This window comes from Burkholderia sp. FERM BP-3421, assembly GCF_028657905.1.
Classification (GTDB): Bacteria; Pseudomonadota; Gammaproteobacteria; order Burkholderiales; family Burkholderiaceae; genus Burkholderia.
In genome coordinates, this window is the sequence record NZ_CP117781.1 from 2,743,224 (window position 1) to 2,762,957 (window position 19,734).

The window sequence follows — 19,734 nt, forward strand, 5'->3', positions numbered from 1 at the left end:
GCCCCACGGTTCCGACCCGCGCGCGGGTGTCGGGTTCCGGCCGGCGCGCGCCTAGCGGAACCGATTCTTCCGTTGCAGCAGCGAGATCAGCTGCTCGGCGATGCGCTCGAGCGGCAGGATCGCGGTGGCCGCGCCGATCGCGGCGGCGGCCTTCGGCATCCCGTAGACGGCGCTCGTCGCCTGGTCCTGGGCGATCGTGTAGTAGCCCTTGTCGCGCATCGCCTTCAGGCCCAGCGCGCCGTCCCGGCCCATGCCCGTCAGCAGCACGCCGAGCGCGTCGCCCTTCCAGTATTCGGCGACGCTGTTGAAGAACACGTCGACGGACGGCCGGTAGGGCGTCTCCTCCGGATAGCGCGTATAGCCGAGCGAGCCGCGCGCGGTCAGCGTCAGGTGGTCGTTGGTCGCGGCCAGCAGCACCTCGCCGCGCCGCGGCACGCTGCCCTGGCGCGCGACCTGCACCGGCAGCACCGTGTGGCCGTCGAGCCACTGCGCCATCCCGATCGCGAACGCCTGGTCGACATGCTGGACGATCACGATCGCGCCCGGGAAATCCTCCGGCAGGCGCTTGAGCAGCGTCGTCAGCGCGGTCGGGCCGCCCGCCGACGCGCCGATCGCCACGAGCGGCGGCTGCGCGCCCGGCGCGACGGCCGCGGGCGCGGGGGGCGCCGGCGCGGCGGTGCGGGTCGCGAGCAGGCGCCCGATCTGGTCGATCTTGGCCAGCAGCGGCTCGGCCAGCACGCCCTGCACGAGGGTCGGGGTGTCGACCGCGTCGAGCGCGCCCGCGCCCATCGCCTCGTAGATATGCGACGTGTTCGCGTCGACGCTCGCGGTCACGATCAGGATCGCGCACGGCGCGCGCTCCATGATGCTGCGGGTCGCCGCGACCCCGTTCACCTTCGGCATCACGAGGTCCATCAGCACCAGATCGGGCGGGTTCGCGACGCAGAAGTCGACCGCCTGCGCACCGTCGGTCGCGACCCACAGCACGCGGTGCTCCGGCCGCTGCGCGATCGCGCGGCGCAGGGCCTCGACCGCGAGCGGGAGGTCGTTGACGATGCCGATGTTCATGGCCGGGCGTCTCCAATCAGGTCGTGGACGGCGTCGAGCAGCGCCTCGTCGTGGAAGCTGCCCTTCGCCAGGTAATAGTCTGCGCCGGCCTCGAGGCCGCGCCGCCGATCCTCGTCGCGGTCCTTGTAGGACACGATCATCACGGGCACCGCCTTCAGCAGCGGATCGCGCTTGATCAGCGTGACGAGTTCGATGCCGTCCATCCGCGGCATGTCGATGTCGGTGACGACCAGATCGAACGCATCGCTGCGAATCGCATTCCAGCCGTCCATCCCGTCGACCGCGATCGTCACGCCGTAGCCGCGCTTTTCGAGCAGCTTGCGCTCCAGCTCGCGCACCGTCAGCGAATCGTCGACCACCAGCACGCGCTTCGCGCGCGGCGCGAGCGCGTGCTGCTCGCCGCGCCGCACCTTGGTCAGCTGGCCGCCGCGGATCAGCTTGTCGATCGAGCGGATCAGGTCCTCTACGTCGACGATCAGCACCGGATCGCCATTTTCCAGCAAGGCGCCCGCTGCGATGTTTTGAATTTTGTGAAGACGGCCGTCGAGCGGCTGCACCACCAGCATGCGCTCGCCCAGGAACCGGTCGACCGCGACCCCGTAGGTCTCGGGCTCGCCGCCCACCACCACCACGGCGGTGCTGGGCCGGCTCGCGTCCAGCTCGCCCGCCTCCAGCAGCTGGTGCGCGGTGACGAGGCCCACCCGCCGGTCGTCGAGCGGGAAATGCTGCTGGCCCTCCAGCACGTCGATGTCCGCGCGATCGAGATCCAGCGTGCGGCGCACCTGCACGAGCGGGAACGCGTAGGGCTCGCCGCCCACCTCGACCAGCAGGCTGCGGATCACCGACAGCGTGAGCGGCAGCTGCAGCACGAAGCGCATCCCCTGCCCCGGCTCGTTGAAGATCCGCACCGCGCCGCGCACCGAGCGCACCAGTTCCTGCACCGCGTCGAGCCCGACGCCGCGCCCGGACACGTCCGTCACCCGCTCGCGCATCGAGAAGCCCGGCAGCAGCAGGAATTCGAGCAGTTCCTGGTCGGACAGCCGCGCGGCGGTGTCCTCGTCGGTCAGGTTGTGGCGCACGACCGCCGCGCGCACCGCGGCGAGGTCGGCGCCGGGGCCGTCGTCGAACACGCTGACGAGCAGCGATCCCGCGCTGTGGCGCGCCTCGAGCGTGATGCTCGCCTCGGCCGGCTTGCCGCGCGCGAGCCGCGCCTCGGGCGACTCCACGCCGTGATCGACCGCGTTGCGCAGCAGGTGGCCCAGCGGCGCGTCGAGCATGTCGAGGATGTCGCGATCGACCTGGGTCGCCTCGCCGACGACCGAGAAGCGCACCCGCTTGCCGAGCGAACGCGCGAGGTCGCGGACGATGCGCGGATAGGCGCGCGTCGCGTCGCCGAACGGGCGCATCCGGCATTGCAGCGCCTCGTCGTACATCTGCTCCGCGATGTGCGTGCCGCGCCGCTCGAAGCGGTCGAGCTCGTCGAGCCGCGCGCCGAATGCGCGCTGCAGGTCGGTGAACATCTGCCGCACGTCGTTGAGCGCGCCGTGCACGCGCGGATCGAGTTCCTCGGGCAGCGCCTCGTGGATGGTGTCGAGCGCGCGCGCCGCGTCGCGCTGCGCGCGCTTCAGGCGCAGCATCGATTCCGCGAACGGCTTGAGCCAGCGCGATTCGACCAGCGCCTCGCCGGACAGGCTCAGCAGCCGGTTCAGGCTGTCCGCGCGCACCCGCCGCATCTTGCCCGCGCGCTCGGCCTCGCGCCCCGGGTCGACGGGCGACGCGCCGGGCGGCTCGGCGTCGAACGCCGCGGAGCCGGGCGCGCCGGCCGGCGCGGGCGCGGGCGCGGGCGCGGGCTCGGACACGGGCTCGGACGCGGGCTCGGACACGGGCTCGGACACGGGCTCGGACACGGGCTCGGACACGGGCTCGGACACGGGCTCGGACACGGGCTCGGGCAACGCCGCGGCGGCCGCCCCGGGCGGCGCGGCGGCCTCCTGCCCCGCCGCATCCAGCGCGGCCGCGAAGCGCTCGATCTCGCCCCGGCTCACGGCGATCGCGTCGTGCGGATCGCCGACCCGCACCAGCAGGTCGACGCCCGCCAGCAATGCGTCGATATGCGCGGCGCCGAGCACCCGTTCGCCATGCTGCGCGGCCACGAAGCAGTCTTCCATGCGGCCCGCGATGTCGACGCCGAGCGGCACGCCGACGATGCGCGCCGCCCCCTTCAGGGAATGGGCGGCCCGCATGCAGGCCTCGAACGCGGCCGCGTCCTGCGCGCCGTGTTCGAGCGCGAGCAGCTGCTCGGACAGCGCCTGGGTCTGGGTCCGCGTTTCCTCGCGATACAGTTCGAGCAGCGACAGCCGGCTCAGGTCGTCATCCTGGCTCATCGCAAGCTCCGGATCAGCGAATCGAACAGACGGTCTTCGTCGAGCAGGCCGATCGCCTTGCCGCGCCAGACGAACACGCCGCGCGCGTGGGCGACGCCCGCCCGCGACACGGTGGCGGGCACCGACACCCATTCGGACGCGGTGAAGCGCAGCACGCCCTCGACCTCGTCGACCGGGAATACCACCGGGTCGCCCTGGTAGGCGACCACCAGCATCCGCGTAAAGCCGCCGCGCGTGTCCTGGCGGCCGGCGCTCGCATCGAGATGCAGCAGCTCGGCCAGCGACACGGCGATGCGCAGCGTGCCGCGCACGTTGACGATGCCGAGCACCGCGCGATGGCGGCGGTGCGGCAGCGAATGGATCGCGCGCGACTCGGTGATCTCGCGCAGCACGCCGGTCGGCAGCGCGAGCCACTCGTCCGCGACGCGGAACGCGAGCACCGAATGCGCCAGCTCGGCCGCATCGCCGCGCAGGCCCGCGCCCGGCGCGGCAATCGGCTTCGCGCCCGCCGCGCCGCGCGCGGCAGCGCTCAGGTCGTCGTCCGTCAGCGGCCGGTCGAGCAGCAGCGCCGCGTGCTTCGCGAACACCGGGCAGTTCAGGCAGCGCGAGTACGCCGCGAGCCGCGGGCACGAGTGATCGCCGCCGCGCGTGCCGATGCGGTTCCAGCAATCGTCGATGTCGACTAAGGTCGCGGCGGGCTCAACGGCGTCGCGGTCCATGGTTTCCTCTTGGTGTGCCGGCGTCCGGCGGCACGTTCTGCTGCACCGCGCGACGCGCCCGCTGCATCAGCCACTCCGCGCCCGTGTGGTCGCCCGCGATGTCGAGCAGCGTGGCCAGATGCGTCAGCGCCTCGTGATGATTCGGTTCAAGATACAACGCTTTGCGGTAGAAATCCCCGGCATCCGCGGTCCGGCCCTGCGCGTCGGCGATCAGGCCGAGCAGGTAGTAGGCGTCGGCGCTCGGCCCCGCCGACTCGATGAACACCTCGACCGCCTGCTGCGCCGCGTCGAACGCGCCGGCGTCGGCCAGATCGTGCGCCGCGTCGAGCGACGCCACCGGCTTCAGCCCGTGCCCCGGCCATTCCGGCCATGCCGGCGCGACCGGCCGGGCCGGCGCGGCCGGCCTGGGCGTGCTCGGCGCCGGCCAGGCGGCGTCGGAGAACCATTCGTGCGCGGGTACGCTCGGCGGCGCCACCATCGTCGACAGCACATCGACGGGCGGCACGAACAGCGGCGGCGGCCACGCGTCGGCCCCGCCCCCGCCCTCGGGGCGGACCGCCCACACGGGCGGCGCGTCGGCGGCGGTCGCGCGCCGGAAGGCGAACGCGAGCGGAATCTTCGCGGACATCATCCCGTGCCGCATCACCACCCCCGTCTCGGCCGGCCCGACGAACACGCGCCCGTCCGGCGCGAGCCGCGCGTCGATGCCGCGCATGGCCCGATCCTGCGCATCCTGATCGAAATAGATGAGCACATTGCGACAAAAAATGAAATCGTACTGCGTCTGGTCGCTCGCGAGCATTTCCAGCAGATTCACCTGACGAAACCGCACGCAGCGGAGCACCCGCTCGTCGAGCAGCCAGCCGTCGTCCGCCGCCGTGAAATAGCGGTCGCGGAACTCGAGCGCGTGGCCGCGAAACGAGTTCCGGCCATAGCGGCCGCGCATCGCGTGGGCGATCGCGCGCCCGCTGATGTCGATCGCATCGATCTCGAAGCGCGCCGGATCGAGGCCGGCGTCGAGCAGCGCCATCGCCGCCGAATACGGCTCCTCGCCGGTCGAGCACGGCGCGCTCAGCACCCGCAGCACCCGCTCCGGGTGCGCGAACAGGCGCTCGCACGCGAGCCGGGCCAGCGCGACGAAAGCCTCGCGCTCGCGGAAGAACCAGGTTTCGGGCACCACGAACAGCTCGATCAGCGCGCGCCGCTCGTCGGGCGAGCTGCTCAGGAGCCGCCAGTACGCGTCGACGATCTCGTCGGACACCTGCTGCGCGCGGATCGCGGCCGGCACCGCGCGCGCGCCGTCGTACTGGGTCGCGCCGATCCGTTCGAGCAGCGCGCGGGCCACGTAGTCGTTGCCGAGCGAGGCCGGATCGATGCCCGTCTCGCGCGACAGCCAGCTCTGGAAGCGCGGGTCGAAGACGTTCATCGGCCCCCCTCCGGCGCGGCGGGCTCGTCGAACAGCAGCGCGCGCGCCGGGCCGTCGAGCAGATGCCGCACGGCGACCCACTGGACCACGCCGTCGGCGTCGCTCGCGACCGGCCCAAGCCAGCGCGCGTGCGGCGTCGCGATGCCCGGGTCGTGGAACGCGTCGCGCTCGATCCGGGCGGTCTGGGTCGCGCGCTCGACGATCAACCCGAGCAGACGCGCGTCGCCCGGCTCGCCGGACCCGCGATGGCGCACCAGCACCAGCCGCGTCGAGCGCAGCGCCTGCGCCGGACGGCCGAGCGCGAGCCGCGCCACGTCGATCACGGGCACCGGCACGCCGCGATGCATGAGGATGCCGGACACCCAGTCGGGCGCGCCCGGGATGGCCTTGGTGGCCGCGAGCGGCAGCACCTCGGCGATCTCGCCCGCATCGAGCGCGTAGCGGTCGCCGTTGAGTTCGAACAACAAGAAAAGCATGGCGGTTTCGCGGCGCTTACGCCGTCCTCATGCCTCGACCTTGAAGCGCGACACGCTCGTGCGCAGCTGGTTCGCGACCAGCGTGAGGTCGTCGATCGCCTGCGACGACTGCCGCAGCGATTCGGCCGTCTGCTGCGCGGCCTCGGACAACTGCGACAGCGCCTGCGTGATCTGCTCCGCGCCGCTTGCCTGGGTCTGCATCCCTTCGTTGACCATCTGGAAGCGCGGCGCGAGCGTCTGCACCTCGGCGATGATCTGCGACAGCTGGCCGCCGACCTGCTGCACGTCGCGCATGCCGCGGCGCACTTCCTCGGAGAATTTGTCCATCCCCATCACGCCCGCCGACACCGCCGACTGGATCTCCTTCACGGTCTGCTCGATGTCGTAGGTCGCGACGGCGGTCTGGTCCGCGAGCCGGCGGATCTCGGTCGCCACCACCGCGAAGCCGCGCCCGTACTCGCCGGCCTTCTCGGCCTCGATCGCCGCGTTCAGCGAGAGCAGGTTGGTCTGGTCCGCGACCTTGGTGATGGTCGCGACCACCTGGTTGATGTTGATCGCCTTCTCGTTGAGGATCGCGAGCTTCGCGTTGACCGAGCCGGCCGCGTCCATCACGCTGCGCATCGTCTCGCCCATCCGGGTCAGGCCGGTCTGGCTCACGCCGGCGAGCGTCGCGGACTGCTCGGCGACGCCCGACACTTCGTTCATGGTGCGCAGCAGGTCGCGCGAGGTCGCGAAGATCTCGCGCGAGGTCGCGCCGATCTCGGTGGTGGTCGCGGCGGTCTCGTTCGCGGTCGCCTGCTGCTCGCGCGAGGTCGCGGCGATCTCGGCCACCGAGGTCGTCACCTGCAGCGACGACTGCTGCGCCTGCGCGACCAGCGCGGTCAGATCGTCCGCCATCCGGTTGAAACCCGTCTCCAGCGTGCCGAACTCGTCGCTGCGGCCGAGGTTCAGGCGCTGCGTGAGGTTGCCGGTGCGCATCACGTCGTGCACCTCGACGAGCCGCGCCATCGGCACGGTCACCGCGCGGAACAGCAGGTAGCCGAGCACCAGCGCCGACGCCAGCACCAGGCCGAGCGCGACCGCCAGCGTGATCACCGTGCCCTGCACCGATTCGCGGATCAGGCGCGCCGATTGCTCGGCGAACGCGCGGTTTTCCTGGACGAGAATGTTCGCGTTGCGGATCACCTCTTCCCAGATCGGCGTGACCTTCGCATAGGCGGCCTCGGCGTCGGCGCGCGGGCCGCGGGTTTTCTGCACGGCGTCGTTCAGGAGCGGCAGATAGCGATCGTAGGCAGCCCGAAAGGTGTTGAAGCGCACCCGGTCGTCGTCGCGATACGTGGAGTTCTGGTAGGCGACCGACAGCTTGTCGAATTCCTCGAGCACGGCCGGCAGCTTGGCGAGATCGCGCCGCGCGGTGTCGGGATCGTGGTCGACGAAGATCGCGCGCTGCAATGCGCCGTACGATTCGTTCGCGGCGGCGCGCAGCGACGACGCGAGATACACGCCCGGCAGCGAGTCGCGCTCGATGCTGACGGCCTCCTCGTTGATCGCGTGCAGGCGCGCGTAGGACAGCGCGGCGGTCAGCACCATCAGCACGAACAGCACGCCGAAGCTGACCAGGATCCGGTTGCCGAGCGTCAGGTGGCGACCGGTCAAGGTATTGTGAAGGCTCTCATTGCCTGCGCGAGGCGTCACGGTGGCCATGTTGGTTTCGGCTGTCAAGAAAAGCGTTTAAGAAAAGCGCCGGCCGGCTGGCCGGTGCCGTCGCATCGATCCGGATACTGCATGCTCAACGCCCTTCGCGGCCCCGTCGTCGCGCCGCCGGCAAGGCGGCGACGCGCGCGGAACGCATGTACTGTATACCGATCGGGACGGCGCGGGGCGCGATCTGCCCGGATCGACAACGCGCGAGGCCGCGCCCCGGTGCACACGCGCCGGCGCGGCCGCGCGCGGGTTCAGGCGCCGGGCGCGTCCTTCGGCAGCTTGAGGCCCGCCATGAAGCCGCGCGTCGTGTAGCGCATCAGGATCTCCCCGCGATGCTTCGCGGCGGTCGCCCGCACGAATGCGAGCCCGAGCCCGAAGCCGCTCTTCTGCGCGCCGTTCGCGGGCGCGAGCCGCACGAACGACTCGGTCGCGGAATCGCGCTGGTCCGGGGCGATCCCCTCGCCCTCGTCCTCGACGCAGATCAGCCAGCCCGTATCGTCGTCGGCCAGCGAGCAGCGCACCTCCGAACCCGCCGGCCCGTACTTGAGCGCGTTGTCGATCAGGTTCGCGACCGCGCGCGTGAGCATCATGCGGTCGCCGATGCACAGGCATTCGACCTCCGGCGCGTCCGCGACGACCCGGCTGCCGAGGCTGCCCGCCTTCTCCCATAGCTGGTCGACCGCGTCGAGCACGATCTCGTTGAGGCTCACGATCTCGCTCGGACGCTTCTCGGACTGCGCGCGGGTCAGGTGGATGAAGCCGTCGGCGAGCGCGAGCGCGCGCCGCGCGTGCGTCTCGATCCGCTCCAGGATCGGCGGCACCGTGCCGTGTTCGTTGCGGTACACGTCGAGCAGCGCGAGGATCGAGGTCTGCGGCGAACGCATGTCGTGCGACAGGAAGTCGAGCACTTCGTCGCGCTGCCTCAAGGTCAGGTAGGAACTGGCGTGGTAGCGGATCCGCGCGATCAGCTCGATCGCGTCGGGCAGCTTGACGAGATAGTCGTTCGCGCCGGCGACGAACGCGGCGCGCTTGACGACCGGCTCCTCCTTCGCCGACAGCACGATGATCGGCACTTTCGCCGTCTGCGCGTCGGCGCGCCACGCGCGCACCAGGTCGAGCCCGTCGATGTCCGGCATCACGAGATCCTGCAGGATCACGGACGGCTTGACCTCCCGCGCAACCGCCATCGCGCGCTGCGCGTCGGTGCAGACATGCAGCACGATGTCGCTCTCCGCCACGATCGAGCGGCGGATCACTTCGCCGACGAATGCCTGATCGTCGACGAGAAGGACCGAGATATCGGATTCCATCGAATTCGACGCATTTTCCCCATTTGCTTCAATCATATATTTACTAGCACTACTTAATCGTTGCCTTTCCGTCGAACCATGCCGCGTTTTCGCTTGCCTTGCCGGCCCATCCGTCTCGGGCCCCCCTGTTTCGGTCCAGCTGTCCGGGTTTGCCCCATTACTTCTCAAAATAGTTATAAGCACCTGATATTAAATGAAATTAGATCAGATTGCTTATCTCAACAAGGTTCATCCCCAGAACCGGTGCGAGAATGCGCGGCACGCTGACGCGCAAGGGGGTTTCGCGTTGCACAAAATTTGATCGAGATTGTCCGACGAATGCGCGAGATGCAAAAAAGTATCGGTCGATGGTTTCATTTTTGGTGGCGATGCGCACCCTGTCCGGCTACTTTTCGTGTTAACGATGACAGAACGATGTTCGCCCGCCATCCGGGGCGACCTCGATACGGAGACAAGCGATGATCCAGGTTCCCCGCGCCGCGCAGTCGCGCGCCGCCACCGCCGCGATGCCGGCGCGCGCCCCGCGCGCGTGACGCGCCGAACCGCGCGCGAGCCGCCTCCATGCAACCCGATCTGGAACTCGTGGCCGTGCGCCGCGACGAATCCTTCAAGGTCTGGTCCCACGGCTATCCGTATCGCACGGTCCGTTGGCACTTCCATCCCGAGTACGAGATCCACCTGATCACGGCCACCACCGGCCGGATGTTCGTCGGCGACCACATCGGCGCGTTCGTGCCCGGCAACCTCGTGATGACCGGCCCGAACCTGCCGCACAACTGGGTCAGCGACGTGCCGCCCGATGCGACGATCGACGAGCGCTGCCTGGTGGTGCAATTCGACGCGGACTTCATCGCGCGCTGCATCGACGTGTTCCCCGACCTGCGCGAAATCCGCGCGCTGCTCGACGAATCGCGCGCGGGCCTGCTGTTTCCGCCCGCCACCGGCGCGGCCGCCCAGCCGCTGCTCGTCGGCCTCATCGATGCGCGCGGCATGCGCCGCGTGGTGCTGTTCATGCAGCTGCTCGAACTGCTCGCGGGCTGCCGCGCGCGCCGCCGGCTCGCGAGCGTCGCCTGGCGCACCGATCCCGGCGATTATGCGTCGAGCCGCATCAATCCCGTGCTCGCCTACCTCGGCGAGCACTTCGCGCAGCCGCTGCGCGAAGCCGATCTCGCGCAACTGGCCGGCCAGAGCGTCAGCGCGTTCTCGCGCACGTTCCGCCGCCATACCGGCCTGACCTTCGTGCAGTACGTGAATCGCCTGCGCATCAACCTCGCCTGCGAACTACTCGCGACCGACACGCTCAGCATCACCGAGATCTGCTATCAGGTCGGCTTCAACAACCTGTCGAATTTCAATCGCCAGTTCCTGCTGCTCAAGGACATGCCGCCGTCGAAGTTCCGCGCGTACCAGCAGCTGAACCTGCAGCGCGCGGCCGGACCACCCGCGCGGCGCGGCGACTTCGGCGCGCACGCGCTGCGCTAGCCGCCGCTTCTTCACGCTTCCTGCCGCTTTCGCTTCGGACGCCGGGCCACCCGCCCGGCGCGGGCCCGGTCGCGCCCGCGCGCCGAAGCCGCACCGGTTTCGCCGCGACCGCCACATCGACTTACGATACGGAGACATCCATGTTGACGAAAACCCTGCTTCCGCTGCGCGCGGCCGCCTGCGCGCTCGCCTGCGGCGCCGCATTCGCGAGCGCGGACGCCGCCGCCGCGCCGCTGCGGATCGGCATGACGTTCCAGGAGCTGAACAACCCGTATTTCGTCACGATGCAGCAGGCGCTCAACGACGCCGCCGCGTCGCTCGGCGCGCAGGTGTTCGTGACCGACGCGCATCACGACGTCGGCAAGCAGGTCAGCGACGTCGAGGACATGCTGCAGAAGAAGATCGACATCCTGCTCGTCAACCCGACCGATTCGGCCGGCATCCAGGGCGCGATCACGGCGGCGAAGAAGGCCGGCGCGGTCGTGGTCGCGGTCGATGCGAATGCGAGCGGGCCGGTCGACGCGTTCGTCGGCTCGAAGAATTTCGACGCGGGCGCGCTGTCGTGCGACTACCTCGCGAAGGCGATCGGCGGCAGCGGCGCGGTCGCGATCCTCGACGGCATTCCCGTCGTGCCGATCCTCGAACGCGTGCGCGGCTGCAAGGCGGCGCTCGCGAAGTATCCGAACGTGAAGCTGGTCGCCACCCAGAACGGCCGCCAGGAACGCGCGACCGCGCTCTCGGTGACCGAGAACATGATCCAGGCCAACCCGGCGCTCAAGGGCATCTTCAGCGTCAACGACGGCGGCGCGATGGGCGCCCTCGCGGCGATCAACGTGTCGGGCAGGGACATCAAGCTCACGAGCGTCGACGGTGCGCCCGAAGCGATCGCGGCGATCCGCAAGCCCGATTCGAAGTTCATCCAGACCGCCGCGCAGTTTCCGCGCGACCAGGTGCGGCTCGCGCTCGGCATCGCGCTCGCGCGCAAGTGGGGCGCGGCCGTGCCGAAGGTCGTGCCGGTCGACGTGAAATCGATCGACCGCAGCAACGCGGCCGGCTTCAGCTGGTGAGCGCCGTGGCCGCGCGCGAGGCCCCCGCCGTGGCGCCGCTGCTGAAGCTGTCCGGCGTCGCGAAGCGCTTTCCCGGCGTGCAGGCGCTGCAGGACATCGATCTCGAGATCGCCCCCGGCGAGATCCACGCGCTGCTCGGCGAGAACGGCGCGGGCAAGTCGACGCTGATGAAGATCCTGTGCGGCATCCATGCGCCCGACGCCGGTGCGATCGTCCTCTACGGCGCGCCGCGCCGCTTCGCGCACTATCGCGACGCGGTCGCGGCCGGCATCGGCATCGTGTTCCAGGAGTTCAGCCTGGTGCCCGCGCTCGACGCGGTCGACAACCTGTTCCTCGGCCGCGAGACGCGCACCCGGCTCGGCCTGCGCGACCGCGCCCGCATGCGCGCGGACGCCGCGCAGCGGTTCGCGCGGCTCGGCGTCGCGCTCGATCTCGACGCGCCGGTCGGCGCGCTGTCGGTCGCGCAGCAGCAGTTCGTGGAGATCGGCAAGGCGCTCGCGCTCGACGCGCGCCTCCTGATCCTCGACGAACCCACCGCGACGCTCACGCCGGCCGAGGCCGGTCACCTGTTCGCGATCATGCGCGAGCAGCGCGCGCGCGGCGTGTCGATGATCTTCATCTCGCACCACCTCGACGAGATCTTCGCGGTGTGCGACCGCATCACCGTGCTGCGCGACGGCCGCCGCGTCGGCATGACGGCCGTCGCCGACACCGACGTCGGCCGGCTCGTCGAGATGATGGTCGGCCGGCGCATCGAGCAGAGCTTCCCGCCGAAGGCGTCGCCGCGCGCCGCTGCGCCGGGTACCGCCGCGCCGCTCGCGCTCGACGTGCGCGCGCTGCAGTTGCGCCGCGACGCGCCGGTGCTGCGCTTCGCGCTGCGCGAAGGAGAGATCCTCGGCTTCGCGGGTCTCGTCGGCTCCGGGCGCACCGAGGCCGCGCTCGCGGTGCTCGGCGCAACGCGCGCGCACCGCAAGGAAATCCGCCTCGGCGGCCGCGCCGCCGCGCTGCGCGATCCCGCCGACGCGCTCGCGGCCGGCATCGGCCTGCTGCCGGAAAGCCGCAAGACCGAGGGGCTCATCACGCGCTTCTCGATCCGCGACAACATCTCGCTCAACAACCTCGGCACGTATCGCGCGTGGCGCTGGCTCATCGACCGCCGCCGCGAGGCGGACGCGACCGCCGAAATCATGCGGCGCGTCGGCGTGAAAGCGCCGTCGATGCACGTCGCCGCCGGCACGCTGTCGGGCGGCAACCAGCAGAAGGTCGTGATCGCCCGCTGGCTCAACCATCACGCGCGGATCCTGATCTTCGACGAACCCACGCGCGGCATCGACATCGGCGCGAAGGCCGACATCTACCACCTGATGCGCGCGCTCACCGCACGCGGCTATTCGATCCTGCTGATCTCGTCGGAACTCCCCGAGATCGTGGGCCTGTGCGACCGCGTCGCGGTGTTCCGCCAGGGCCGCATCGAAGCGCTGCTCGAAGGCGACGCCATCACCCCGCACGCCGTGATGACCCACGCGACCACGGCCGCACAAGGAGACAGGCATGACCCCGCGTAATCCCTCTTCCGCCACCGCCCCCACCGCCGCGGCCGCGGCCGCGCTCGCCGCACCCGCGCGCCTGCGGGCCCGGCTGCGCCGCTCGCCCGTCTGCTATCCGCTCGTCGGGCTCATCGTCGTCTGCGTGGCGATGACGCTCGCCAGCGACAGCTTCCTGTCCGCCGCCAACCTCGAGAACGTGCTGCGCCAGGTGTCGATCAACGCGATCATCGCGGTCGGCATGACCTGCGTGATCCTGACGGGCGGCATCGACCTGTCGGTCGGCTCGGTGATGGCGCTGTCGGGCACGCTCGCCGCCGGCCTGATCGCGAGCGGCGTGAACGCGCTCGCGGCGCTCGGCCTCGGGCTCGCGGCCGGCCTCGGCTTCGGCCTCGCGAACGGCCTGTTCGTCGCGTTCGCCGGCATGCCGCCCATCATCGTCACGCTCGCGACCATGGGCATCGCGCGCGGCCTCGCGCTGATCTATACCGGCGGCTACCCGATCGACGGCCTCCCCGACTGGCTCGGCCTCCTCGGCAGCGGCAAGCTCGCCGGCCTGCAGGCCCCCGTGCTGATCATGCTCGCGGTCTATGCGCTCGCCTGGCTCGCGCTCGAACGCATGCCGTTCGGCCGCTACGTGTATGCGATCGGCGGCAACGAGCAGGCGACCCGGCTGTCCGGCGTGCGCGTCACGCGCGTGAAGCTGATCGTCTACGGCCTGTCCGGCCTCACCTCGGCGCTCGCCGGCATCGTGCTCAGCGCCCGCCTGATGAGCGGCCAGCCGAATGCGGGCGTCGGCTTCGAACTCGATGCGATCGCCGCCGTCGTGATGGGCGGCACCTCGATCGCGGGCGGCCGCGGCGCGATCCTCGGCACGCTGATCGGCGCACTGCTGCTCGGCGTGCTCAACAACGGCCTCAACATGGTCGGCGTCAATCCCTACGTGCAGAACGTGATCAAGGGCGGAATCATCCTGCTCGCGATCTACATCAGCCGCGAACGCCGCCCCTGAGCCTTTCCCCTACCCGCTCTTCCCGACAGGATCGACCATGACCGAACCCACCCCCCCATCGATGACCGCGATCGTCTGCCACGCGCCCGAGGACTACCGCGTCGAACGCGTCGCACGGCCGCGCGCCGGCCCGAACGAACTGGTGATCCGGATCGCCGCGTGCGGGATCTGCGCGAGCGACTGCAAGTGCCACGCGGGCGCGAAAATGTTCTGGGGCGGCCCGAGCCCGTGGGTCAAGGCGCCCGTGATTCCCGGCCACGAATTCTTCGGCTACGTCGACGAACTCGGCGAAGGCGCGGCCGCCCACTTCGGCGTCCGCGCCGGCGAGCGCGTGATCGCCGAGCAGATCGTGCCGTGCGGCGCGTGCCGCTATTGCCGCGGCGGCCAGTACTGGATGTGCGAGGTCCACCACATCTTCGGCTTCCAGCGCGGCGTGGCCGACGGCGGCATGGCCGAGTACATGCGGATCCCCGCGACCGCGCGCGTGCACCGGATCCCCGACGGCATCTCGATCGAGGACGCCGCGATCATCGAGCCGCTCGCCTGCGCGATCCACACCGTCAATCGCGGCGAGATCCAGCTCGACGACGTCGTCGTGATCGCGGGCGCGGGGCCGCTCGGCCTGATGATGACCCAGGTCGCGCGGCTCAGGACGCCGCGCAGGCTGGTCGTGATCGACCTCGTCGACGAACGGCTCGCGCTCGCGCGCGCGTACGGCGCGGACCTGACGATCAACCCGCGCGACGAGGATGCGTTGGCCGCCGTCCGCGCGCTGACCGGCGGCTACGGCTGCGACGTCTACATCGAGACGACCGGCGTGCCCGCCGGCGTCACGCAGGGACTGGAGCTGATCCGCAAGCTCGGCCGCTTCGTCGAGTTCTCGGTATTCGGCGCGGAAACCTCGGCCGACTGGTCGATCATCGGCGACCGCAAGGAACTCGACGTGCGCGGCGCGCATCTCGGGCCATACTGCTATCCGATCGCGATCGACCTGCTCGCGCGCGGCCTCGTCACCTCGAAGGGCATCGTCACGCACGACTTCTCGCTGGAGGAATGGGACGCGGCGATCCGCACCGCGCAATCGCTCGATTCGATCAAGGTCCTGCTGCGGCCCGCGCGCTGAGCCGCGCGCGCCGGCCCACCCTGCCCGGCGGCCATCTGACGGAGCACGCATGGAATATGTCATCGGTGTCGACATCGGCACCCAAAGCACCAAGGCGCTGATCGCGGACCGGCACGGCGCGCTCGTCGCGCAGCACGCGTCGCACTACCAGCCGGACACGCCCCGGCCGTTCTGGGCCGAACAATGGCCGTCGGTGTGGCGCGATGCGCTCGCGGCAAGCGTCGCGCGCTGCGTGGCCGACGCGCAGGCGCGCGGCATCGCGCCGGGCGCGATCCGCGCGCTCGCCGTCAGCAGCCTGTACGGCGGCTCCGGGATCCCGGTCGACGACGCCGTGGAACCGCTGCATCCGTGCCTGATCTGGATGGACCGGCGCGCGACCGCGCAGGCCGACGCGGTGCGCGCGCGCCCCGATCTCGACCGGCTGCTCGCGATCACCGGCAACGGCGTCGACAGCTACTACGGCTACACCAAGATCCTGTGGCTGCGCGAGCACCGGCCGGACGTGTGGGCGCGCACCCGCTGGTTCCTGCCGCCGAACGCGTATCTCGCGTACCTGCTCACGGGCGAGATCGCGGTCGATCACAGTTCCGCCGGCAATCTCGGCGGCGTATACGACGTCGCGCGGCGCGCGTGGTCGCAGGAAGCGCTCGACCTGCTCGGCATTCCCGCGCGGATGATGCCGGAACGGCTCGTCGCCTCGTCGGACCCGGTCGGCGCGCTGCTGCCGGACTGGGCCGCGCGGCTCGGGCTCGACGCCGGCATCCCGGTGATCGCGGGCGGCGTCGACGCGGCGGTGGCGACCTTCGCGGCGGGCGTCACGCGGCCCGGCCAGCACGTCGCGATGCTCGGCACCAGCATGTGCTGGGGCTACCTCGACCATCGGGCGGATGCACGCCACGGGCTCGTCAGCATGCCGCACGTGTTCAACGGCGCGCATGACCTGTACGTGTTCGGCGGCGCGATCGCGGCGGGCGCCTCGGTCACCTGGTATCGCGAGCAGTTCTGCCAGGCCGAGATCGCGGCCGCGCGCGCGGAGCCCGACGGCGATCCGCACCGGCTGCTCGAAGCGCAGGCCGCGCGCGTGCCGGCCGGCGCGGGCGGCGTCACCTTCCTGCCCTACCTGATGGGCGAGCGCAGCCCCGTGTGGGATGCGCAGGCGAGCGGCGCGTTCATCGGCCTGAGCCTGTTCCATACGCGCGCGCATCTGTACCGCGCGGTGCTCGAAGGCGTCGCGTTCGCGCTGCGGCACAACATCGAGGCGGGGCGGCGCGGCACCGGCGCGCTCGACGAGCGGCTGATCGTGGTCGGCGGCGCCGCGCATTCGGACCTGTGGATGCAGATCATCGCGGACGTCACGGGCTTTCCGGTCTGGACCATCGAGCAGGACGTCGAGGCCGCGATGGGCGCGGCGCTGCTCGCCGCGCTCGGCGCGGGCCTCGTCGACGACGCGGCGGCGCGGCGCGGCTGGGTCACGCTCGCGGAACGCGCGCGCCCCGATCCGGAACGGCGCGCGCTGTACGACGCGCGCTTCGGCGTGTATGCGGACCTGTATCCGGCGCTGCGGCCGCTGATGCATCGGGTGAGCCCGTCATGACGGCGCGCGACGATTTCGCGGGCGCGACGGTGCTGGTCACGGGCGCGTCGAGCGGGATCGGCCTCGCGATCGTCGAGGCGCTGTGCGCGCGCGGCGCGCGGGTGCTTGCCGCCGCGCGCGACGCGGCGGCGCTCGAACGGATCGAGGCGGCCACCGGCTGCACGCCGTGCGTGCTCGATGTCGGCGACGAGGCGGCCATCGCCCGCACGTTCGCGACGCTCGACCCGCTCGACGGGCTCGTCAACTGCGCGGGCGTGGCGCACGTCGCGCCCGCGCTCGACACCGACGGCGCGGCGTTCGACGCGGTGATGGCGATCAATGCGCGCGGCGCGGCGCTGGTCGCGCGCCATGCCGCGCGCGCGATGATCGGCGCGGGCCGCGCGGGCAGCATCGTCAACGTATCGAGCCAGGCGGCGCTGGTCGCGCTCGACGGCCATCTCGCGTACTGCGCGTCAAAGGCCGCGCTCGACGCGATCACGCGCACGCTGTGCCTGGAACTGGGCCCGCACGGCATCCGCGTCAACAGCGTGAATCCCACCGTCACGCTGACGCCGATGGCCGAGCGCGCATGGCGCGACCCGGACAAGCGCGCCGATGCGCTGCGCGCGATACCGCTCGGCCGCTTCGCGCAGCCGCGCGACGTGGTCGAGCCGGTGCTGTTCCTGCTCGGCGACGCGGCCGCGATGATCAGTGGGGTGTCGCTGCCGATCGACGGCGGGTATACGGCGCGCTGATGCGTCCGCGCCGCACTTGCGCGCAGGGGCACGCACGGGACGCCCCCCGGTCCGACCGCATCATGCAAGGTGCGCCCGCGCCAACGGGCCACCGCTTCCGGCCCGCCCGCGCGGGCCTCAGCCGCCGCGCCGGACAGGCTCGTCGAGCAGTTGGCCAAAGCGCGCGAGACGCGGGCGATAGGCATGCGCCGGGTCGAGCGAAAACGCGACGCGTCGCGTGCGCCCCATGATCTCCTCGCGCGGAAAGAAGCCGTAACAGCGCGAGTCGGCGCTGTTGTCGCGATTGTCCCCCCAGCATCAGGTACTCGCCCGGCGGGACGCGTGGGTCGCGCCGGCGCGCGTAGGCGTAGAAGTGCGCGTCGTCGTCGGACCATGCGCTGATGCGCATCGCGGGCACGTTGAGCAGGTGGCCCCGCGCGTGCGCGTCATACGCACCCCCGCGCGCAAGCGGCGCGCATCGATCGATCAGCACCACCTGCATCGGCGCGACCGGCGGCGCCTGCAGCAAGCGGGCCGCCAGCATGGTTCCGCAAAACCCGGCGCCGACGACCGCCACGGTCTTCATCCCGGGCCCCGTCATCGATCACGCACGCGCGGCACGCCGGCGGCCTGCCCGCCCCCCCGATCGCAAACCGGGCGCGCCCCGCCCCCGCTCAACGCTTGCGCACCACCATGAGCCGCAGTTCCGTCATGTCCTCGATCGCATAGCGGATGCCCTCGCGGCCGAGGCCCGAGTCCTTCACGCCGCCGTAGGGCATGTTGTCGACGCGGAACGACGGCACGTCGTTGATCACGACGCCGCCGACCTCCAGCTCGTCCCACGCGCGCTGGGCATGCGCGAGCGAATCGGTGAACACGCCGGCCTGCAGCCCGAAGTCGCTGTCGTTCACGCGCGCGAGCGCCTCGTCGAAATCGCTGAAGCGTTCGAGGATCGCGACCGGCCCGAACGCTTCCTTGCGATACAGATCCTGCTCGCGGCCGACCTGTTCGAGCAGCGTCGCCTCGAACATCGCGCCGTCGACCTTGCCGCCCGCGACGATCTTCGCGCCCGCCGCGACCGCCGCATCCATCCAGCCCGACAGGCGGCGCGATTCCGATTCCGAGATCATCGGCCCGACGAAGGTCGCCGGATCCTTCGGGTCGCCCATCTTCAGCGCACGCACCTTGGCGATCAGCTTCTCGCGCAGCGCCTCGTAGAGATCGGCGTGCACGAGGATGCGCTGCACGCCGATGCAGCTCTGACCGGACTGGTAGTACGCGCCGAACGCCAGCCGCTCGACCACGTAGTCGAGCGACGCGCGCTGGTCGGCGTCGACGATCGCGGCCGCGTTGCCGCCCAGCTCCAGCACCACCTTCTTCTTGCCGGCCTTGCGCTTCAGATCCCAGCCGACGGCGGGCGACCCCGTGAACGACAGCAGCTTGAAACGCTCGTCGGTGGTGAACAGGTCCGCGCCGTCGCGATGCGCGGGCAGCACCGAGAACGCGCCCTTCGGCAGGTCGGTCTCGGCCAGCACCTCGCCGATGATCAGCGCGCCGATCGGCGTGCGGCTCGCGGGCTTGAGCACGAACGGGCAGCCCGCCGCGAGCGCCGGCGCGACCTTGTGCGCGGCGAGGTTCAGCGGGAAGTTGAACGGCGAGATGAACGAACACGGGCCGATCGGCACGCGCTTCGTGTAGCCCGTATAGCCGCGCGCGCGCGCCGAGATCTCCAGGTTCAGGATCTCGCCGTCGAGGCGCACCGCCTCTTCCGCCGCGACGCGGAACGTATCGATCAGTCGCGTGACTTCCCCCTTGGCGTCGTTGATCGGCTTGCCCGCCTCGATGCACAGCGCCTCGGCCAGCTCGTCGAAACGCTCGCGAAACCGCGCGACGCAGTGATCGAGCACGGCCTGCCGCTGGTACGCGGCCATCTCGCGCAGCGGCTTCTGCGCCGCCACCGCGGCCGCGATCGCCGCGTCGATCGCGGCCGCGTCGGCCAGCGCGACGCGCGTGGCGACCTGGCCGCCGTACTTGTCGGTGACTTCGAGATCGGTATTGGCGTACACCGCTTCGTTGGCGAGGTAATACGGATAGGCTTCCTTCAGCATGACG

The 19,734-nt window shown here is 70.9% G+C and carries 15 protein-coding genes and 1 pseudogene; 7 read left to right on the top strand and 9 right to left on the bottom strand.

Going from position 1 to position 19,734, the window contains the following annotated elements:
• Positions 1–51 precede the first annotated feature (51 nt).
• From Bsp3421_RS14960 to Bsp3421_RS14990, 7 genes are all read right to left on the bottom strand, one after another.
• Complete coding sequence (locus Bsp3421_RS14960) at positions 52–1,068, bottom strand: chemotaxis response regulator protein-glutamate methylesterase (RefSeq protein WP_273996714.1); 1,017 nt, start codon at positions 1,066–1,068, stop codon at positions 52–54.
• Complete coding sequence (locus tag Bsp3421_RS14965) at positions 1,065–3,452, bottom strand: hybrid sensor histidine kinase/response regulator (protein ID WP_273996715.1); 2,388 nt, start codon at positions 3,450–3,452, stop codon at positions 1,065–1,067. Before Bsp3421_RS14965 ends, Bsp3421_RS14960 begins: the two co-directional genes overlap by 4 nt.
• Positions 3,449–4,171 carry a chemotaxis protein CheW gene (locus Bsp3421_RS14970; protein ID WP_273996716.1) on the bottom strand — a complete coding sequence of 241 codons (723 nt, stop codon included), beginning with the start codon at positions 4,169–4,171 and terminating at the stop codon, positions 3,449–3,451. The genes Bsp3421_RS14965 and Bsp3421_RS14970 overlap by 4 nt, the downstream gene beginning before the upstream one ends.
• On the bottom strand, positions 4,152–5,597 hold the full coding sequence (locus Bsp3421_RS14975; protein WP_273996717.1) for a CheR family methyltransferase: 1,446 nt from the start codon (positions 5,595–5,597) through the stop codon (positions 4,152–4,154). Before Bsp3421_RS14975 ends, Bsp3421_RS14970 begins: the two co-directional genes overlap by 20 nt.
• Positions 5,594–6,073 carry a chemotaxis protein CheW gene (locus Bsp3421_RS14980; RefSeq protein WP_273996718.1) on the bottom strand — a complete coding sequence of 160 codons (480 nt, stop codon included), beginning with the start codon at positions 6,071–6,073 and terminating at the stop codon, positions 5,594–5,596. The genes Bsp3421_RS14975 and Bsp3421_RS14980 overlap by 4 nt, the downstream gene beginning before the upstream one ends.
• Positions 6,074–6,100: 27 nt before the next feature.
• Positions 6,101–7,777 (bottom strand): methyl-accepting chemotaxis protein, encoded by a 1,677-nt coding sequence (locus tag Bsp3421_RS14985; RefSeq protein ID WP_273996719.1) that lies wholly within the window; start codon positions 7,775–7,777, stop codon positions 6,101–6,103.
• Positions 7,778–8,028: 251 nt separating this feature from the next.
• Positions 8,029–9,123, bottom strand: a complete 1,095-nt coding sequence (locus Bsp3421_RS14990) for a hybrid sensor histidine kinase/response regulator (protein WP_273996720.1) — start codon at positions 9,121–9,123, stop codon at positions 8,029–8,031.
• Between the two features lie 525 nt (positions 9,124–9,648).
• Here Bsp3421_RS14990 and Bsp3421_RS14995 point away from each other — a divergent pair.
• The 7 genes from Bsp3421_RS14995 (at position 9,649) to Bsp3421_RS15025 (ending at position 17,643) form a co-directional block, all read left to right on the top strand.
• Positions 9,649–10,569, top strand: coding sequence for an AraC family transcriptional regulator (locus Bsp3421_RS14995; protein WP_273996721.1), 921 nt, complete (start codon positions 9,649–9,651; stop codon positions 10,567–10,569).
• 140 nt (positions 10,570–10,709) lie between these two features.
• Positions 10,710–11,636 (top strand): substrate-binding domain-containing protein, encoded by a 927-nt coding sequence (locus Bsp3421_RS15000; protein WP_273996722.1) that lies wholly within the window; start codon positions 10,710–10,712, stop codon positions 11,634–11,636.
• On the top strand, positions 11,555–13,201 hold the full coding sequence (locus tag Bsp3421_RS15005; RefSeq protein WP_443111455.1) for a sugar ABC transporter ATP-binding protein: 1,647 nt from the start codon (positions 11,555–11,557) through the stop codon (positions 13,199–13,201). Before Bsp3421_RS15000 ends, Bsp3421_RS15005 begins: the two co-directional genes overlap by 82 nt.
• Positions 13,188–14,192, top strand: coding sequence for an ABC transporter permease (locus Bsp3421_RS15010; RefSeq protein ID WP_273996723.1), 1,005 nt, complete (start codon positions 13,188–13,190; stop codon positions 14,190–14,192). Before Bsp3421_RS15005 ends, Bsp3421_RS15010 begins: the two co-directional genes overlap by 14 nt.
• Positions 14,193–14,229: 37 nt before the next feature.
• Positions 14,230–15,315 carry an alcohol dehydrogenase catalytic domain-containing protein gene (locus Bsp3421_RS15015; protein WP_273996724.1) on the top strand — a complete coding sequence of 362 codons (1,086 nt, stop codon included), beginning with the start codon at positions 14,230–14,232 and terminating at the stop codon, positions 15,313–15,315.
• A 49-nt stretch (positions 15,316–15,364) separates the two neighbouring features.
• On the top strand, positions 15,365–16,909 hold the full coding sequence (locus Bsp3421_RS15020) for an FGGY-family carbohydrate kinase (RefSeq protein WP_273996725.1): 1,545 nt from the start codon (positions 15,365–15,367) through the stop codon (positions 16,907–16,909).
• Positions 16,906–17,643, top strand: coding sequence for an SDR family oxidoreductase (locus tag Bsp3421_RS15025; protein WP_273996726.1), 738 nt, complete (start codon positions 16,906–16,908; stop codon positions 17,641–17,643). The genes Bsp3421_RS15020 and Bsp3421_RS15025 overlap by 4 nt, the downstream gene beginning before the upstream one ends.
• A 117-nt stretch (positions 17,644–17,760) precedes the next feature.
• Here the strand turns inward: Bsp3421_RS15025 and lepB are convergent.
• Together lepB and Bsp3421_RS15040 are read right to left on the bottom strand one after the other, a co-directional pair.
• Positions 17,761–18,223: pseudogene (gene lepB / locus Bsp3421_RS34425) on the bottom strand (signal peptidase I).
• A 73-nt stretch (positions 18,224–18,296) separates the two neighbouring features.
• A complete protein-coding gene (locus tag Bsp3421_RS15040) occupies positions 18,297–19,730 on the bottom strand; it encodes an aldehyde dehydrogenase family protein (RefSeq protein WP_273996727.1) in 1,434 nt (477 codons plus the stop codon).
• Between the last annotated feature and the right edge of the window lie 4 nt (positions 19,731–19,734).

What these genes read in the sequence shown, in the direction of transcription:
- Bsp3421_RS14975 (WP_273996717.1), bottom strand. Translation starts at nt 5,597, where the DNA reads ATGAACGTCTTCGACCCGCGCTTCCAGAGCTGGCTGTCGCGCGAGACG.
- Bsp3421_RS14970 (WP_273996716.1), bottom strand. Translation starts at nt 4,171, where the DNA reads ATGGACCGCGACGCCGTTGAGCCCGCCGCGACCTTAGTCGACATCGAC.
- Bsp3421_RS14995 (WP_273996721.1), top strand. Translation starts at nt 9,649, where the DNA reads ATGCAACCCGATCTGGAACTCGTGGCCGTGCGCCGCGACGAATCCTTC.
- Bsp3421_RS15020 (WP_273996725.1), top strand. Translation starts at nt 15,365, where the DNA reads ATGGAATATGTCATCGGTGTCGACATCGGCACCCAAAGCACCAAGGCG.
- Bsp3421_RS15040 (WP_273996727.1), bottom strand. Translation starts at nt 19,730, where the DNA reads ATGCTGAAGGAAGCCTATCCGTATTACCTCGCCAACGAAGCGGTGTAC.
- Bsp3421_RS15010 (WP_273996723.1), top strand. Translation starts at nt 13,188, where the DNA reads ATGACCCCGCGTAATCCCTCTTCCGCCACCGCCCCCACCGCCGCGGCC.
- Bsp3421_RS14960 (WP_273996714.1), bottom strand. Translation starts at nt 1,068, where the DNA reads ATGAACATCGGCATCGTCAACGACCTCCCGCTCGCGGTCGAGGCCCTG.
- Bsp3421_RS14980 (WP_273996718.1), bottom strand. Translation starts at nt 6,073, where the DNA reads ATGCTTTTCTTGTTGTTCGAACTCAACGGCGACCGCTACGCGCTCGAT.
- Bsp3421_RS14985 (WP_273996719.1), bottom strand. Translation starts at nt 7,777, where the DNA reads ATGGCCACCGTGACGCCTCGCGCAGGCAATGAGAGCCTTCACAATACC.
- Bsp3421_RS14965 (WP_273996715.1), bottom strand. Translation starts at nt 3,452, where the DNA reads ATGAGCCAGGATGACGACCTGAGCCGGCTGTCGCTGCTCGAACTGTAT.
- Bsp3421_RS15000 (WP_273996722.1), top strand. Translation starts at nt 10,710, where the DNA reads ATGTTGACGAAAACCCTGCTTCCGCTGCGCGCGGCCGCCTGCGCGCTC.
- Bsp3421_RS15025 (WP_273996726.1), top strand. Translation starts at nt 16,906, where the DNA reads ATGACGGCGCGCGACGATTTCGCGGGCGCGACGGTGCTGGTCACGGGC.
- Bsp3421_RS14990 (WP_273996720.1), bottom strand. Translation starts at nt 9,123, where the DNA reads ATGATTGAAGCAAATGGGGAAAATGCGTCGAATTCGATGGAATCCGAT.
- Bsp3421_RS15015 (WP_273996724.1), top strand. Translation starts at nt 14,230, where the DNA reads ATGACCGAACCCACCCCCCCATCGATGACCGCGATCGTCTGCCACGCG.